The 14,665-nt window shown below is 58.4% G+C and carries 11 protein-coding genes and 1 tRNA gene; all 12 read left to right on the forward strand.

Annotated elements, in window-relative coordinates; translation table 11 throughout:
- Positions 1-105: 105 nt before the first annotated feature.
- The 12 genes from queC (at position 106) to D769_RS03910 (ending at position 14,621) form a co-directional block, all read left to right on the forward strand.
- Positions 106-789, forward strand: a complete 684-nt coding sequence (gene queC, locus D769_RS03865; protein ID WP_008642275.1) for a 7-cyano-7-deazaguanine synthase QueC — start codon at positions 106-108, stop codon at positions 787-789.
- A gap of 70 nt (positions 790-859) precedes the next feature.
- Entirely contained in the window at positions 860-1,975 is a 1,116-nt protein-coding gene (locus D769_RS03870) for a YeeE/YedE family protein (protein WP_008642276.1), read from the forward strand.
- 69 nt (positions 1,976-2,044) lie between these two features.
- Positions 2,045-2,120: transfer RNA gene (locus D769_RS03875), tRNA-Lys, on the forward strand.
- 1,079 nt (positions 2,121-3,199) lie between these two features.
- Positions 3,200-3,994 (forward strand): ABC transporter permease, encoded by a 795-nt coding sequence (locus D769_RS03880; RefSeq protein WP_008642277.1) that lies wholly within the window; start codon positions 3,200-3,202, stop codon positions 3,992-3,994.
- A complete protein-coding gene (locus tag D769_RS03885) occupies positions 3,991-4,653 on the forward strand; it encodes an ABC transporter ATP-binding protein (protein WP_008642278.1) in 663 nt (220 codons plus the stop codon). Before D769_RS03880 ends, D769_RS03885 begins: the two co-directional genes overlap by 4 nt.
- Positions 4,650-5,777, forward strand: a complete 1,128-nt coding sequence (locus D769_RS03890) for a capsule polysialic acid export protein (RefSeq protein ID WP_008642279.1) — start codon at positions 4,650-4,652, stop codon at positions 5,775-5,777. Before D769_RS03885 ends, D769_RS03890 begins: the two co-directional genes overlap by 4 nt.
- A 1-nt stretch (position 5,778) precedes the next feature.
- Entirely contained in the window at positions 5,779-7,527 is a 1,749-nt protein-coding gene (locus D769_RS03895) for an SLBB domain-containing protein (protein WP_008642280.1), read from the forward strand.
- 17 nt (positions 7,528-7,544) lie between these two features.
- The gene (locus D769_RS30850) at positions 7,545-9,830 is read left to right on the forward strand and encodes a glycosyltransferase (protein ID WP_081596764.1); all 2,286 of its coding nucleotides are present in this window, start codon (positions 7,545-7,547) and stop codon (positions 9,828-9,830) included.
- 27 nt (positions 9,831-9,857) lie between these two features.
- A complete protein-coding gene (locus tag D769_RS31730) occupies positions 9,858-10,619 on the forward strand; it encodes a hypothetical protein (protein WP_152414925.1) in 762 nt (253 codons plus the stop codon).
- Positions 10,620-10,666: 47 nt separating this feature from the next.
- A complete protein-coding gene (gene kdsA / locus D769_RS03900; RefSeq protein ID WP_008642281.1) occupies positions 10,667-11,500 on the forward strand; it encodes a 3-deoxy-8-phosphooctulonate synthase in 834 nt (277 codons plus the stop codon).
- A gap of 123 nt (positions 11,501-11,623) precedes the next feature.
- Positions 11,624-12,586, forward strand: coding sequence for a KpsF/GutQ family sugar-phosphate isomerase (locus D769_RS03905; RefSeq protein WP_008642282.1), 963 nt, complete (start codon positions 11,624-11,626; stop codon positions 12,584-12,586).
- Positions 12,570-14,621, forward strand: coding sequence for a capsular polysaccharide biosynthesis protein (locus D769_RS03910; protein WP_008642283.1), 2,052 nt, complete (start codon positions 12,570-12,572; stop codon positions 14,619-14,621). Before D769_RS03905 ends, D769_RS03910 begins: the two co-directional genes overlap by 17 nt.
- Positions 14,622-14,665: the final 44 nt, after the last annotated feature.

The following is a 14,665-nucleotide window of genomic DNA, read 5'->3' on the forward strand; positions in this document are numbered from 1 at the left end:
AGGCCATCAGCCGTGCCTGATCCTGCTGATCCGGCCACCGCGCTAAAATACGCGCTTCGCCCAATCCGGGCGTATTACAGCGCGCTTGTTCCGCGCGCAATCATCATGACCAAACGCGCCATCGTTCTGCTCTCCGGCGGCCTTGATTCCGCCACCGTCCTCGCCATGGCCAACGCGGCCGGCTTCGAAACCTATGCGCTGTCCATGCGCTATGGCCAGCGCCATTCATCCGAGCTTGAAGCGGCCAAACGCGTGGCGGCCGAACTCGGCGCGAAGCGCCACGAAATCATCGACCTCGACCTGCGCCGTTTCGGGGGGTCAGCTCTGACCGATGACGCGCTAGACGTGCCCACCGACGGCACCGCAGGCGGAATTCCGATCACTTACGTGCCGGCGCGCAATACGATTATGCTGTCGCTGGCGCTTGGCTGGGCCGAGGCAATTGGCGGACGCGACCTGTTTTTCGGCGCGAATGCCGTCGACTACTCCGGCTATCCGGACTGCCGGCCCGAATATGTCGCCGCCTATGAGGCGCTGGCCAACCTGGCTACGAAGGCTGGCGTAGAAGGCGATCGTTTTCACGTGCATGCGCCGATCATCGACATGACCAAGGCCGAGATCATTCTCGCGGGCGTGAAGCTCGGCGTCGACTACGGCTTGACCGTCTCGTGCTACAAGGCAGATGACGATGGCCGCGCGTGCGGCGTATGCGATTCGTGCCGGATTCGCCGGGCAGGGTTCGAGGCCGCCGGCGTGCCCGACCCGACCCGTTACCAGACCTCCAACTGATTGAAGAAGAGAGGGGCGCCGCCAGAGTGCCCCCTCCAGACAGAAATCCACGAGCCACCCCCGGTCCGACATGCCCGATATCGATATCCCAGCGCTTACGCGCACCGTGCTGCTGAGCACTTTCGTTCTGACCTTCCTGTTTGGCGCGATCCTGCAGCGCACGCATTTCTGCACGATGGGCGCCGTCTCCGACATCGTCAACATCGGTGACTGGAGCCGGATGCGTATGTGGATCATGGCCATTGGCGTGGCAATGATCGGCACTGGCGTGCTGGCCTGGGCTGGCCTGATCGACCCGACCAAGACGATTTACACCTCGGCCAGGCTCGGCTGGCTGTCTGCGGCAGTGGGCGGCTTGATGTTCGGCTTCGGCATGGTGCTGGCGTCGGGCTGCGGCAGCAAGACGCTTGTACGGATTGGTGCCGGCAACCTGAAGTCGCTGGTGGTGTTCGCCTTCCTGGGGCTCTCGGCCTATATGACGTTGCGTGGCCTGTTCGGCGTGGTGCGAGTGAGCACGGTCGATACCGTGGCTGTCACACTGCCGGCGACGCAGGATCTGCCGTCGCTTATCGCGCATGGCACCGGCCTGGCGCGCGGCACGTTGCAACTGGCGCTGGGTGTGGTGATCGGCGCCGTGCTGGTTATCTGGGCGCTGCTCGGCAACGGCTTTCGCACGTTCGACAACCTGCTGGGCGGGCTGGCGGTTGGGTTGATCATCGTTGGCATGTGGTACGTATCGGGACATATCGGCTATGTGTCCGAGGACCCGAACACGCTCGAAGAGCTGTTCGTGGCCAGCAACAGCGGTCGCATGGAAAGCCTGAGCTTCGTGGCGCCGTATGCGTACACCCTGGACTGGCTGATGATGTTCAGCGACAAGAGCAAGGTGCTGACGATCGGCATTGTCAGCGTGTTCGGCGTAATCGCTGGCGCGGCAGCCTATGCGTTGGCCTCGCGCACGTTCCGCTGGGAGGGATTCGGCAATGCCGAGGACGTGGCCAACCATATGGTCGGAGGCATCCTGATGGGGGCAGGCGGCGTCACGGCGCTGGGCTGCACCGTGGGGCAGGGGCTGTCGGGTGTGTCGACGCTGGCAGTCGGCTCGTTCATCGCTTTCGCCGCGATCATCGTCGGGGCAGTGCTGGCGTTCAAGTACCAGATCTGGCGGCTCGAACGCATGGCCTAAAGCGCCGGGCGAGCCGTCATGCTTGACAGTCAGTAGGAGTATCCCTATAATCGCCGATTCAGTTTTTGCGGGTCGTTAGCTCAGTCGGTAGAGCAGCGGACTTTTAATCCGTTGGTCGCGTGTTCGAGTCACGCACGACCCACCAGTATTACGAAGGGCCTGTGGCGAAAGTCACAGGCCCTTTTTGTTTTTATACCCCCGCAATGGGGGGTAATTAATCGGGCTCCCTGTGCTACGTGTTCTCCATCTCATAAGTACAGATTGCAGGGCGACGCCCTGAGTACAGTGAATACGATGGCCGTCCCGGTTATTCTCCGGCATCGTTTGATGGTCGATAAAACGTAATTTCCAGGTCGGGAACGGCTTGACATCAAGATAATCCATGACGAGGAGCGGACTCGCTCCAGAGCGGCTGTGGCCTATTCTTCATCGCTGTGTCCAATGTCGCCATTTCTTAGCGAATATTCCGCCGGTACATTGGCCATTTATGCGGATTTATTCTATAAGAATCAATGACTTAAATAATGATGAGCGCTCTGGTTGTTCATCTGTTCCCCCGTAAAGGTGCGCGCAATACCCTCATTATAAATTCGCATTATCGCCGGTATTGCCTGATGTTCCTTGGTAATCAGTGGCAGCGTCGGAATTCATTGCCTGAATTTCGTTGATTCATCAACATAATCGCAAATCGCGATCACTGCCATGTATGCGGAAGAGAGGTGTCAAGCCTCATATGGGGGATATGTCAAATTGTCAGTTTTTGTTGCACTTTAATCAATTCGTGCATTAGCATTGCGGCCGTTGTCGTAGTGGATATAGCCATCAAGTCTCGGATCGTTCAGGAAACTTGAGGAATTGGGAAGTTGCTTGGGACAGTCCTGTCTAGACAGGACTGTCGTGTGCATTGGAAAAAGCGATTGGAAGTCCGTAGTCTTTGCCGGTCAGGCAGGCTGCTGCCATGGCCAAATGAAGTAGGCACGTCAAAAGGAGCGCGCTGCTCCTTGCTGGAGCCTGCCTGCCATTCTAGGCGTGGCTAGGACCGGCTCCTGTCTGTTCCTCCGTTCTCTCACCCGGTTTCTGATCATCAGCCTTCGCGCGCTTTCTGCTGCGATGGGCGCGTCCTGTGCCGACCTCCTCGTCCCCGGGGAGTCAGGCGTCCGCTCGGCGTTGCTTCGCCTTTGGTGAAGCCGCATCACTGGTGAACACAACACAAAAATACGAACAATGAACCGGACATCGGTCCGCACCGACTTCTCCGTTGCTTTTTCCGTCTGGCAGGCGCTGTTCCTGCGCGAGGCGAACGGCCGCCTGGCGGCTGGTCGTTCCGCGTGGCTGTGGATCCTGCTCGAACCGGCGGCACACCTCGTTTTTCTGATGGTGGTGATCGGCGTGCTGAGACATGCCGTGGTTCGGGGCGCCAATATCGAGGTGTTCGTGCTGGTTGGTGTGTGGAGCTTTTTCCTGGTGCGGAATATCGCGCAGCGCGGCATGGATGCGATTCAGGCGAACGCTGCGCTGTTCTCCTACCGGCAGGTGCGGCCCGTGGACACTGTGCTGGTGCGCGCCGCTGTCGAGGCATTCCTGTACCTCATCGTTGGCGCGATTCTGTTGACTGCGCTGGCGCTGTTCGACATCGACATACGGCCCTCGAATCCGTTGCTGGTCATCGGTGCGGGTGGCCTGCTCTGGACGTTCGGACTCGGTCTCGGGCTGATTCTCTCGGTGGTCGAGACGCTATTGCCCGAGGTCGGCAAGATCGTCCGGCTTCTGTTCACGCCGCTATATTTCCTGTCCGCCGTCATGTACTCGGTGTCGAACCTGCCGCAAGGCGGGATGCGTGACACGGTGCTCGCCAATCCGATCACGCATGGCGTGGAAGCAATGCGCATTGGATGGTTCGCCGCGTATCACGGCGCAACACAGATCAGTCTGGGTTACCTGGGCTTTTGTGCTTTGTCGACGATGTTCCTGGGGCTGGCCTTGCACGTGCGATACGCGACAAGGCTGACGGCGCAATGATCGAGGTCTCCGACGTTCACAAGCGCTATCGCACCTCACATGGCTCGAAGTGGGTGCTCAAGGGCGTGTCGCTCAAGATCGCCCGGCATAGCCGGGTGGCGCTGATCGGTGCTAACGGCGCGGGCAAATCGACGCTGCTGCGCCTGGTGGGCGGCATCGATCAGCCAAACGGCGGAAAGATTGTCCGCAATTGCCGCGTGTCCTGGCCGCTTGGGTTGAGTGGTGGATTCCAGGGGTCGCTCAGCGGACGGCAGAACACCAAGTTCGTCTGCCGCATTCACGGCGTCAGGGACGAACTGAACGAGAAGCTTGAGTTCGTGCGCGAGTTCTCCGAACTCAACGACGCCTTTGATGACCCGGTGAAGACCTACTCGTCGGGTATGCGGTCGCGACTCGCCTTCGCGCTGTCGCTCGCTTTCGACTTCGACACCTATCTGGTCGACGAACTGACGTCGGTGGGCGACGCGGCGTTCAAGCGCAAGTCCCAGAAGGCCTTCGAGGACCTTGTCGGGCGAGCGGGCCTGGTCATGGTTTCGCACAGCGAATCCACGTTGAAAAATTTCTGCCAATCGGCGGTCTGGCTGCATCAGGGCCGCGCGCATTGGTTCGATTCCGTCGAGGAGGCTCTGCGGGAGTACAGGGGAAGTATTTCGGGATGATGAAGACGATTACGTCGGGCGCGGTCGGCCAGGTTGGCCGCATTACGCGCCTGAACCGCATTTGGCAGTTGGCCTTCGGCGCCTGCCTGTTGGCTGTTGTGTACTGGAGCGTAATTGCCTCCGACCGCTATGTGTCTGAAGCGCGCGTCGTGGTGGAGCGCAGCGATGGCGTGGGCGCTAGCGCTTCTGACTTCACGTCGCTGTTGACCGGCACGTCCTCCGCGCCGCAGGACCTGTTGTTGCTGCGCGAATACCTGCTCTCCGTGGACATGCTCAAGAAGCTGGACGCGCGTCTCGGCCTGCGCAAGCACTACGCGGATAGCCATCGTGACCCGTTGTCGCGGCTGTGGTTTGAGGATGCTTCGCTGGAGCGCTTTCATGATTACTACCTTAAACGCGTGAGCGTCGATTACGATGACTTCGCGCGCGTGTTGGTGATCCGGGTCGAGGGATTCAGCGCTGACATGGCCCACGACATCGCCCAGGAACTGGTGTCCGAAGGCGAGCGCTTCATGAACGAGATGACCCATCGCATCGCCAGCGAGCAGGTGGTCTACATCGAGAAACAGGTGCACGACCAGGGCGAGCGGCTGAAAGCGGCGCGTCAGGCGCTGGTGGCCTACCAGAACGCCAACGGTCTGGTGTCGCCGCGTGGCGAAGTCGAAAGCCTCTCCGGCGTGGTGGCAAACGCGGAAGCCACGCTTGCCGAGCTCAACGTCAAGCGGAACTCCCTCAAGGAAATCTACACGGCACAGTCGCCGACCATCCAGCACCTGGATGCGCAGATCGCCGCCGTGGAGCGGCAGATTGCCGAGCAGCATGGCCGGATGGTGTCGACCAAGGGACGTGGCCTGAACCGCGTGGTCGAAGAGCACGATCGCCTGCAGGCGGCAGCCGAATTCGCGTTCGACATCTACAAGACGGCCATCGGCGCCCTTGAAAAGGCGCGTATCGAAGCTACCCGCAAACTCAAGAACGTTGCCGTGGTGCAGAGCCCGACCCGGCCGGAGTACCCGCTCCAGCCCCGACGGCTCTACAACATTGTGGTGTTCGTGCTGGCGACCTCAATGCTGGCAGGTGTAGTGCAACTGCTGAGCGCCATCATCCGCGACCACCGAGACTGACATGCTCAGAAGAATCATCGCCACTGGCGCGGTTGCCGCCAGCCTCGCAATCATGCCGGTACACGCGCAGACTTCGTCGCGCTCGCTCGGTGTCGGACAAATGGAATACGCCGCCCTGGCAGCGCAAGGTGGCACGTTGCTGACAGGAATGCCGGTCAGCGGCGGAGTGCCTGCGGTGCCTGCCGCCGCGCCGGTGGTGCCCGCCCGCCTGGACACGGCAGCGCCGGCCAACGCGCCGCAGAACAATGACTACGCGGCCAATATGGCGAGCGACGCCTTTGGCGCGCAACTGTTCACGGGGGCGTTCAGTCGAGACAGCTCGGCGCTCTTCAATCCAAGCCATGTGATTTCGGTCGGGGACCGCATCCAGCTGCGCATGTGGAACGGCTACAACCTTGACACCGTGCTTGTGGTGGATGCCGGCGGCAACATCCTGCTGCCCGAGGTTGGCCCCTTCCACGTCCAGGGCACGACCAACGGCAACCTGCAGACCGCCGTCGGCAATGCACTGCGCCGCGCGTTTGCCAGCAAGGTATCGATCTACGCCAGCCTGCTGGCCGCGCAGCCGGTGCGGGTGTACGTGACCGGCGCCGTGCGTCGCCCTGGCATGTACGACGGCACATCGAGCGACAGCGTGCTGCGCTATCTCGATCAGGCGGGCGGCATCGACCCGGATCGTGGATCGTTCCTGGACGTTGCGATCAAGCGGGCCAACCAGACGCTGGACGTCGTGAATCTCTACGACTTCCTGCTCAAGGGGGACCTCACGGCACGGCAACTCAACAACGGCGACGTGATCTTCGTGCAGGCCCGCAAGAAAACCGTAAAGGTGAGCGGCTTGGCCGAGAACGCAAAGCGCTTCGAGTTCATGGGCGATATCGCCCGTCTCGACCAGTTCGTTCGGCTAGCCAGGCCCTTGCCGTCGGCCACCAACGTGCGGGTGGTCCGCAATACCGGAACGGTGAAGAACGTCGAGTACTTCCGGATCTCCGAAGGTCATCAGATCGTGCTGCATGACGGCGACGAGATTGATTTCACAGCCGACAAACGTCCCGGCACGATCACGGTGCGCGTCGAGGGGGAGCACACTGGCCCGCAAGAGTTCGTGTTGCCCTATGGCAGCCGCATGGGGCAACTGCTGAAGCAGGTGCAATTCACGCCGGAATCGGATGCCGCAAGCATTCAGCTGTTCCGTCTGAGCGTGAAGGATCGCCAGCAGACATTGCTGGCCACCACCCTGAAGAGCCTGGAGTCGAGCGTGCTGACCGCCCGTTCGGGCACCGCCGAAGAGGCCCAACTGCGCAAGGAAGAAGCCGCGCTGGTGCTGCAGTGGGTGGAACGCGCCAAGAAGATTGAAGCGTCCGGCCAGACCCTGATCTCGAAATCCGCCGCGCGGGATGACCTGTTGCTTGAAAACGGCGACGTCCTGCGTGTGCCGGTCAAGGATGGGCTCGTGCTGGTGAGCGGGGAGGTGCTCTTCCCGAATGCCATCGCCTTCGACGGGCGCATGGATCTGGACGACCTGATTCAGCAGGCTGGCGGCTTCTCACAGAACGCCGATACGTCGCGAATCATCATCGCGCATCGCGACGGCAGTTTCTCGGACGGCAAGAAGGACGGCACAGTTTATCCGGGCGATGAAATCATGGTGTTGCCGAAAATCGATTTCAAGACGCGCCAGTTCGCCAAGGACGTGTTCCAGATTCTTTATCAGATTGCGATTAGTGCCAAGGTTGTCCTCGGGCTATAACAAAACGGGTGAACTGCATGAAATATCTCCTGATTAATCCTTTGTCTGGCGGCTCAAGTGGAATTGATAATTACACGAGAGCTCTAATTCCGCAGCTACAGCAGATCGGAATTCAGTGTGATTATTTTCAAAACAGCGAAAACCTGAGCCCCGCTCAATTTCGGATTGCGGTCCGAGAGTACGTTCTTTCGCGCTACGGCTATGAGGACGTAATTATCGAAGCTCCGGAGGCAAAGGCATCAACTTTACTCCTGCCGCGGCAGTACAAAACCCATATTCGGCTTCATTGTCCGCTTGCAATTGCGCAGAAATATGACGGGCATGACGTGAATCAGGACGCCTTCTCGAACGAACTGCGGGTTATGTACAAGGCGACGCTCGTTTCATCGCCGTCACATGCATTGCTGGAACATTTAAGCCCAGAATTCAACCCCCGAAGTGGAGCGGTATTCAAGAATCCGGTTGATGATTCGATCCCAATGCGCGGTGCCGAACAAAAAGATCTGGACGTAGTATTTCTAGGTCGCTTCCAGGAGCTGAAGGGAGTAGCCTACATTAATCCGATTCTGGAGAGATTGCCTGAGCACGTTAAGGTGGTGCTGATTGGCCGTGGATCCTCACAGTTTGTCCTGAGTCGTGCAATCAAGTGTCAAGTCGAATGCCACGAGCACATCGAAGGCCCTGAGCGGTTGGATTATGTGGGACGAGCGAAGGCCCTGTTGATGCTGAGCAAATTCGAAAATTGCTCTATGGTCATCTTAGAAGCGTTGGCAGCAGGCACTATTGTTCATTGCTGGAATGTAGGGGGGAATGCCGAAATAGCGCCACCTCCATTGTTAAATGCATTTGATTTTGAAGATGTCGATGCTATAAGCGAAAGTGTGATCAACGTACTGGAGAAGGACTTCCCTTATCCAGAGCGGAGTGATTTTCGTCGTGCCCTGGATTCACTTCGGGCAGACTTTAGGAACGGGATGGGTTCCGTTATTGATCGTTTGACTCAGCATCGCCAATGGATGGCACTCGATTTTAGGAGAAGCGTGAATGTGACGGTGCCGAAGTCTATTGACGTTAGTAGACTGCGTGGCCGGCGTTTTCTCGGTTTCAGCATAAGTAATGAGCATATTCAAGAGATGTGGGAGCCGGTGGCTCGCGCATTGGATATGGATCGTCGCTATGTTTGCCTAAGGGAGAAGGGGCACCGTCGCCTTTTCGATCAGGCCTTCGATATTGAGGATAAAGCATACGCGGTCTACGATTGGATCAAGCATACGGATCGACTCATTAAGAATATTCAGAACTTCAAACCTGATTTTCTGATTTTTCACAACGGACTGCATCCCCGCTATCAGGGTGCGCTGAATAAAGTAAAGGCGTTAGGAATTCCCATTGTCTATACTGAATTGGGTTGGTTTCCGCAGAAAGGGAATATTTACTTTGACGAGGTTGGCACAAATGGTGCTTCCCGTCTGGCGACTCTAGGTTTTAGATCCCTATGTGGTTATGAACTTCCCACTAATGTAAAAAAAACGATTGTCTTGCCGAAAGTTGCGCTCGTAACAATGCAACTCGAGAATGACACGAACTTGATCGTGAATTCTCCAAATTTTAAGGGAAACGAGAATTTCCTGCGTCATGTTCTATCGCAAATTCCACAGGACTGGGAAGTAATTATCCGTCCGCACCCATTAGATGGAAATGTTGGCTACATTGATAAATTCCTCAATGAGCGAGTATCTTTGGATTCGGATAGGCCTATTGAGGATGCTCTGCGAGAAGCCGGTGCTGTCATTGGATTGAACTCCACTGTTCTTCTGCAAGCGCTCGACTATCCGATTAATATCTATGCGCTCGGAAGATCACTTATAGATAACAAAGGTGTCGCGATCTGTTGCGACGACGGTAACCTTGCTGGCAGATGGCGGACTGAGCTTAGCTGTGATGTTGAGCATCGTCGTGCATTAATGAGGGCATTCAAGGACCGTCAAATAAATGTGGCAGAGATATTGCTGAAGTCGACGGAATCTCTCGATGCTTCAATTGGACTGAAGCCATTGATCAATGCAGTAGGGCGGCGGATCAATTGGCAGAAGGCAGGATCGACTATCAAAGCGGAAGAAAAGACGAGTATTGCATTTGTTAATAAAGTGGAAATGAAGAAGCCAATCGGAGCAATGGATATTCCACAAAATCCGATACGGCAAGCTTTGCGCTCACGGAAACTCAGAAAGTTGCGCAAAGATCCTATTCAGTTCCTCAAAGACTCAAGATTTCTGAGAATCTTCCGTTCTACGGATTCCTAGGCAAGAATCAGTTTTTTTGGGGTAATAATGGGCTCACGTTATTTTACTCAATGGGGTGCTATTGAGGAGTGTGAATTCAACGGACGGCGCTATGTATTCTGGCCGTTGTTGAGTGACGACGGAGAAGTTTTGGCGGATAAAGGGCTAATTATTGTGATGGCTACCCACAATAATGGAGATCGCTATTTTGCTATAGACGCCCTACGAAAACACAAGAGCGCAAGTCTGTTATTTGTAACTGACCCTGATAATAGTTACTACTTGGGCGCCAATGGCAGATGCTCGTATGAGGAACTGTTTGACCATTGCATCAGTCTCTTTGATCCAAAGAATGTCACATTTTTTGGATCATCAATGGCTGGATATGGTGCACTTTTACATGGTGTGCGATTGAACTGCAATGTAATTGCATCCAATCCTCAGATAAATTTTGAGGTGACAAAAGAGTACTGCTGGCCGGCATTGAGAAATACAATTTCGAGATTGAAAGAATGTATCAATCTGGATGATTGGATGCCTGATAACTACCGAGATTCAGCGATTCATTTAATTCACGGTCGAAATGTGCTCGATGTGGAAAATATTAAGTGTCTCATTAAGGCTGACATAAGGAATCGATGGATGAGCATCTCTTCCGTTGATGATGATCGGCATGGATTCTATATAAATGACTTTGAATCTGTTTTCCAGTTGCATGAGTGTTTGTGCGCCTTTCGACGTATCTCGCGTTTCTCTCCAAATGAACGAGCACTGGCCAAAATTGCCCGTGATGGGGCATTGAATACGTAGTTTGCATAATCCTGGCGTTCCAAGCAGCAGTCGATGAAGAGAAATTAATGTCCAATCTACCGAGAAGCAGCAACACCGCCCCCTTCACCCTCTTCGGCGGCATCAACGTTCTCGAATCGCGCGATCTCGCCATGCGGGCGTGCGAGGAATACGTGCGCGTGACGCAGAAGCTCGGCATTCCCTACGTTTTCAAGGCCAGCTTCGACAAGGCCAACCGTTCCTCGATCCATTCCTATCGAGGGCCTGGGCTGGAAGAGGGCATGAAGATCTTCGAGGCCGTCAAGGCGGCGTTCGGGGTGCCGGTGATCACCGATGTCCATGAGCCGTGGCAAGCGGCGCCGGTGGCCGAGGTGGTTGACGTGCTCCAGTTGCCGGCGTTCCTGGCGCGGCAGACCGATCTTGTCGTCGCGCTGGCCAAGACGGGCAAGCCGATCAACATCAAGAAGCCGCAGTTCCTGAGCCCGTCGCAAGTCCTGAACATCGTTGAGAAGTTCAAGGAGGCGGGTAACGATCAGTTGATGCTGTGCGATCGCGGCACCTGTTTCGGCTACGACAACCTCGTGGTCGACATGCTTGGCTTTGGCGTCATGAAGCGTGTGACGAACAATTTGCCGATCATCTTCGACGTCACTCACGCGCTGCAGCAGCGCGACCCGGGCGGTGCGGCGTCGGGCGGCCGGCGGCAGCAGGTGGTGGATCTGGCGCGCGCCGGCATGGCGGTGGGTCTTGCCGGTCTGTTCCTGGAAGCGCATCCGGACCCGGACAACGCGAAGTGCGATGGTCCGAGCGCGTTGCCGCTGGACAAGCTGGAGCCGTTCCTCGCGCAGGTCAAGGCGGTGGACGACCTTGTCAAGTCGTTCACGCCGCTGGTCATCGACTGAAGCAGTCCTCTGGATGACAGAGGCGGGCATTCCGGCATGAAGGGGCCGGTTGTCGTGGGGCGAGTAGAACAAAGACAAGCAGAACAATTACAAGCAGCGAAAAGAAGAGCAGGAGAAGAAGTCATGGAAGGGGTCATCTCGCTGGCACGCAATGTCGTTGCCACGGAGATTCAGGCGCTGGATCGCATGTCCAGTCGCATCGGTGCAGCGTTCGAAGCCGCCATCGACATCGTGTTGGGCGCACGCGGCCGGGTGGTCGTGGTGGGAATGGGAAAGTCCGGGCTGATCGGGAAGAAGATCGCGGCGACGATGGCGTCGACGGGTACGCCGGCATTCTCGGTGCATCCGGGCGAAGCGTTCCACGGCGATCTCGGCATGATCAAGCCGATCGACGTGGTGTTGATGATCTCGAACAGCGGCGAAACCGAGGAACTGATTCGTATCCTGCCGTTCCTCGAGTATCAGAAGAATCCTGTGATCGCCATGACAGGGCGTCCGGATTCGACGCTCGGACGACACGCGGATGTCGTGCTCGACGTTTCAGTCGAAAAAGAGGCCTGCAACAACAACCTGGCGCCAACCAGTTCGACGACGGCGGCGCTGGTCATGGGCGATGCGCTGGCCGTGGTGCTCTCGATGAAGCGCAACTTCCAGCCCGAGGACTTCGCGCGGTTCCATCCGGGCGGTAGTCTGGGGCGCCGATTACTGACGCGCGTGGCCGATGTCATGCACAAGGAGAACCTCCCGGTCTGCGCAGCCGACGCGACGTTCCGCGACGTGGTGCATGTGGTCAACCGTGGCCGTCTGGGTATGGCGCTCGTGATGCAGGGTGAAGCGTTGCTGGGCATCATTACCGATGGCGATATCCGCCGTGCGTTCGATTCCGATCGTGACTACCGGTCGATCCTGGCCAGGGACATCATGTCCGTCGATCCGAAGGTGGCGTCGCCTGATGAGCGCTTCGCGGACGCCGAGGCGCGCATACATGCCGCACGCATCGGTGGTCTGGTGGTGAACAACGATGTGGGCCGCGTGGTCGGCATTCTTCAGATCCACGACCTTGGCGCCGATGAGCCGGCCGTGTGACGGTGCCATCGGTATCCTTTCCCGCGGGATACTTGGCATCGAGCATCTGCAGACGCTGCTGGGCGAGAACGTAGTCAGGGTTTCGTCCGTGCGGCGCACGGCTGAGGGGCTGACAGGCGTTGCCGCCTGGGGGCGGCGTCCGACCGCGCGCAAGGCGTGGGCGTTCGCGCGCGCGCGCGGCATCGAACGCATGCTCTGCCTTGAAGATGGTTTCCTCCGCTCGATGCATCCCGGTGCTTCGTCGCCGACCTGCTCGCTCGTGGTCGACGACCTCGGCATCTTCTATGACGCCACGACGCCGTCACGTCTGGAGTCGATGATCGCCGCGCCGCTTTCCGCGGAGGAAAACGAACGTGCGCTGCGATTGATCGCGCAATGGCGTGCGGCTGGGGTATCGAAGTACAACTACGCTCCGGACCCGGCGCAATTGGCTGATACGACCGATACGCCCTACGTGCTCGTGATCGACCAGACCGCGAACGATGCCTCCGTGCAATACGGTTATGCGGATGCGGAGAGTTTCCGGACGATGCTCGATGCGGCGATGCGGCTGTATCCCGGCTGCAAGGTTGTGGTCAAGGAGCACCCGGAGGTCAAGTTGGGGCGCAAGCAGGGCTATGTCGGCGCCATGCTCGATCGTGGCGAGTATCGGGACGTGCTGCGTCTGCAAGAAGATGTTCATGTCGTCCCGCTGCTTCGGCAGGCAACCGCCGTGTTCGTGGTCACGTCGCAGGTGGGCTTCGAGGCCTTGCTGCACGGCAAGCCGGTGCACACGTTCGGCATGCCGTTCTATGCGGGATGGGGACTGACGCAGGACGCCCTGCGCGCGCCAGAGCGCCGAATCCCGGTTTCCCTGCCGCAACTGGCCTTTGCCGCGCTGGTGCGCTACACGCGATATGTATCGCCGCACACCGGGCAGCGTTGCGATGCCGAGGATGCGATCGAGTATCTGGCACTTCAGCGTCGCACGCGGCAACAGTTGCCCGCACATGTGCACGCCATCGGCTTCTCCCGATGGAAGCGTCCCATCCTCCGGCAATTCCTCCAGGGTCACACCGTTCGCTTTCATCGCCGTGAACGCACGATTCCGCCACAGGCGACCGTGCTGCGCTGGGGCAGGGGACAACTGCCTTGCCCGCGTGCGGACTGGTCCGTCGTCACGGTCGAGGACGGATTCCTCCGTTCCGTTGGCCTGGGCGCGCAACTCGTGCGTCCGGTGTCATGGGTGTTCGACGACGTCGGCATCTACTACGACGCGACGCAGCCCTCGGTGCTGGAGCGGTTGCTGGCGGAGACGTCGTTCGATGCCGCAACGCTGGCGCGCGCGGCACGGCTACGCGACGCCATCGTGCGGACTGGCATCACCAAGTACAACGTCGGCGGTGGCACGTGGCAACGGCCCGCGCACGTGGGGGACGTTGTGCTGGTGGTGGGGCAGGTGGAAAGCGACGCATCGCTGCGTTTCGGCGCGCCGGGCATTCACACCAATCGGGCGTTGCTTGAAGCGGCCCGTCGGGAAGCGCCGGATGCCTACATCGTCTACAAGCCTCATCCGGATGTGATGGCGGGCCTTCGCGGCAGCCGCGATGCGGAGTTGGGGCTTGGCACGCTGTGCGACGAGCTGGTGTCCGACTATCCCATGCACCAGTTGATCGAGTCAGTGGACAGGCTGCATGTCCTCACCTCGCTTGCCGGATTCGAGGCGCTGCTGCGTGGCAAGCCGGTGACCACGCATGGGATGCCGTTCTACGCGGGATGGGGCCTGACCGATGATCGCTGCGTCAATCCGCGCCGTCAGCGCGTCTTGACGCTGGAAGCACTGGTTGCGGGTGCGCTGATTCTGTATCCGCGCTACGTGTCGCGCTACCCGGGTGCAGGCTTTGCATCGCCGGAGCAGGTGATCGCGGACCTGCTGACATGGAAGCACGAACGCCAGAGGACCGGTGGGCGGCTACTGCGAACGCTCATGCAGCCGCTTTTGCGGCGATGGGCGAGACCAGCGGCCAGGGGGCTCGCCAATCCAAGACCCGACTGACGGGCGACGATCCAGAAAACAAGAACATACCAGTTACCACAAGA

The organism is Cupriavidus sp. HMR-1 (assembly GCF_000319775.1).
Classification (GTDB): domain Bacteria; phylum Pseudomonadota; class Gammaproteobacteria; order Burkholderiales; family Burkholderiaceae; genus Cupriavidus; species Cupriavidus metallidurans.

Bases quoted from the DNA above. Each gene is read 5' to 3' on its own strand.
- D769_RS31730 (WP_152414925.1), top strand. From the start codon at position 9,858: ATGGGCTCACGTTATTTTACTCAATGGGGTGCTATTGAGGAGTGTGAA.
- D769_RS03895 (WP_008642280.1), top strand. From the start codon at position 5,779: ATGCTCAGAAGAATCATCGCCACTGGCGCGGTTGCCGCCAGCCTCGCA.
- kdsA (WP_008642281.1), top strand. From the start codon at position 10,667: ATGTCCAATCTACCGAGAAGCAGCAACACCGCCCCCTTCACCCTCTTC.
- D769_RS30850 (WP_081596764.1), top strand. From the start codon at position 7,545: ATGAAATATCTCCTGATTAATCCTTTGTCTGGCGGCTCAAGTGGAATT.
- D769_RS03890 (WP_008642279.1), top strand. From the start codon at position 4,650: ATGATGAAGACGATTACGTCGGGCGCGGTCGGCCAGGTTGGCCGCATT.
- D769_RS03910 (WP_008642283.1), top strand. From the start codon at position 12,570: ATGAGCCGGCCGTGTGACGGTGCCATCGGTATCCTTTCCCGCGGGATA.
- D769_RS03870 (WP_008642276.1), top strand. From the start codon at position 860: ATGCCCGATATCGATATCCCAGCGCTTACGCGCACCGTGCTGCTGAGC.
- D769_RS03880 (WP_008642277.1), top strand. From the start codon at position 3,200: ATGAACCGGACATCGGTCCGCACCGACTTCTCCGTTGCTTTTTCCGTC.
- queC (WP_008642275.1), top strand. From the start codon at position 106: ATGACCAAACGCGCCATCGTTCTGCTCTCCGGCGGCCTTGATTCCGCC.
- D769_RS03885 (WP_008642278.1), top strand. From the start codon at position 3,991: ATGATCGAGGTCTCCGACGTTCACAAGCGCTATCGCACCTCACATGGC.
- D769_RS03905 (WP_008642282.1), top strand. From the start codon at position 11,624: ATGGAAGGGGTCATCTCGCTGGCACGCAATGTCGTTGCCACGGAGATT.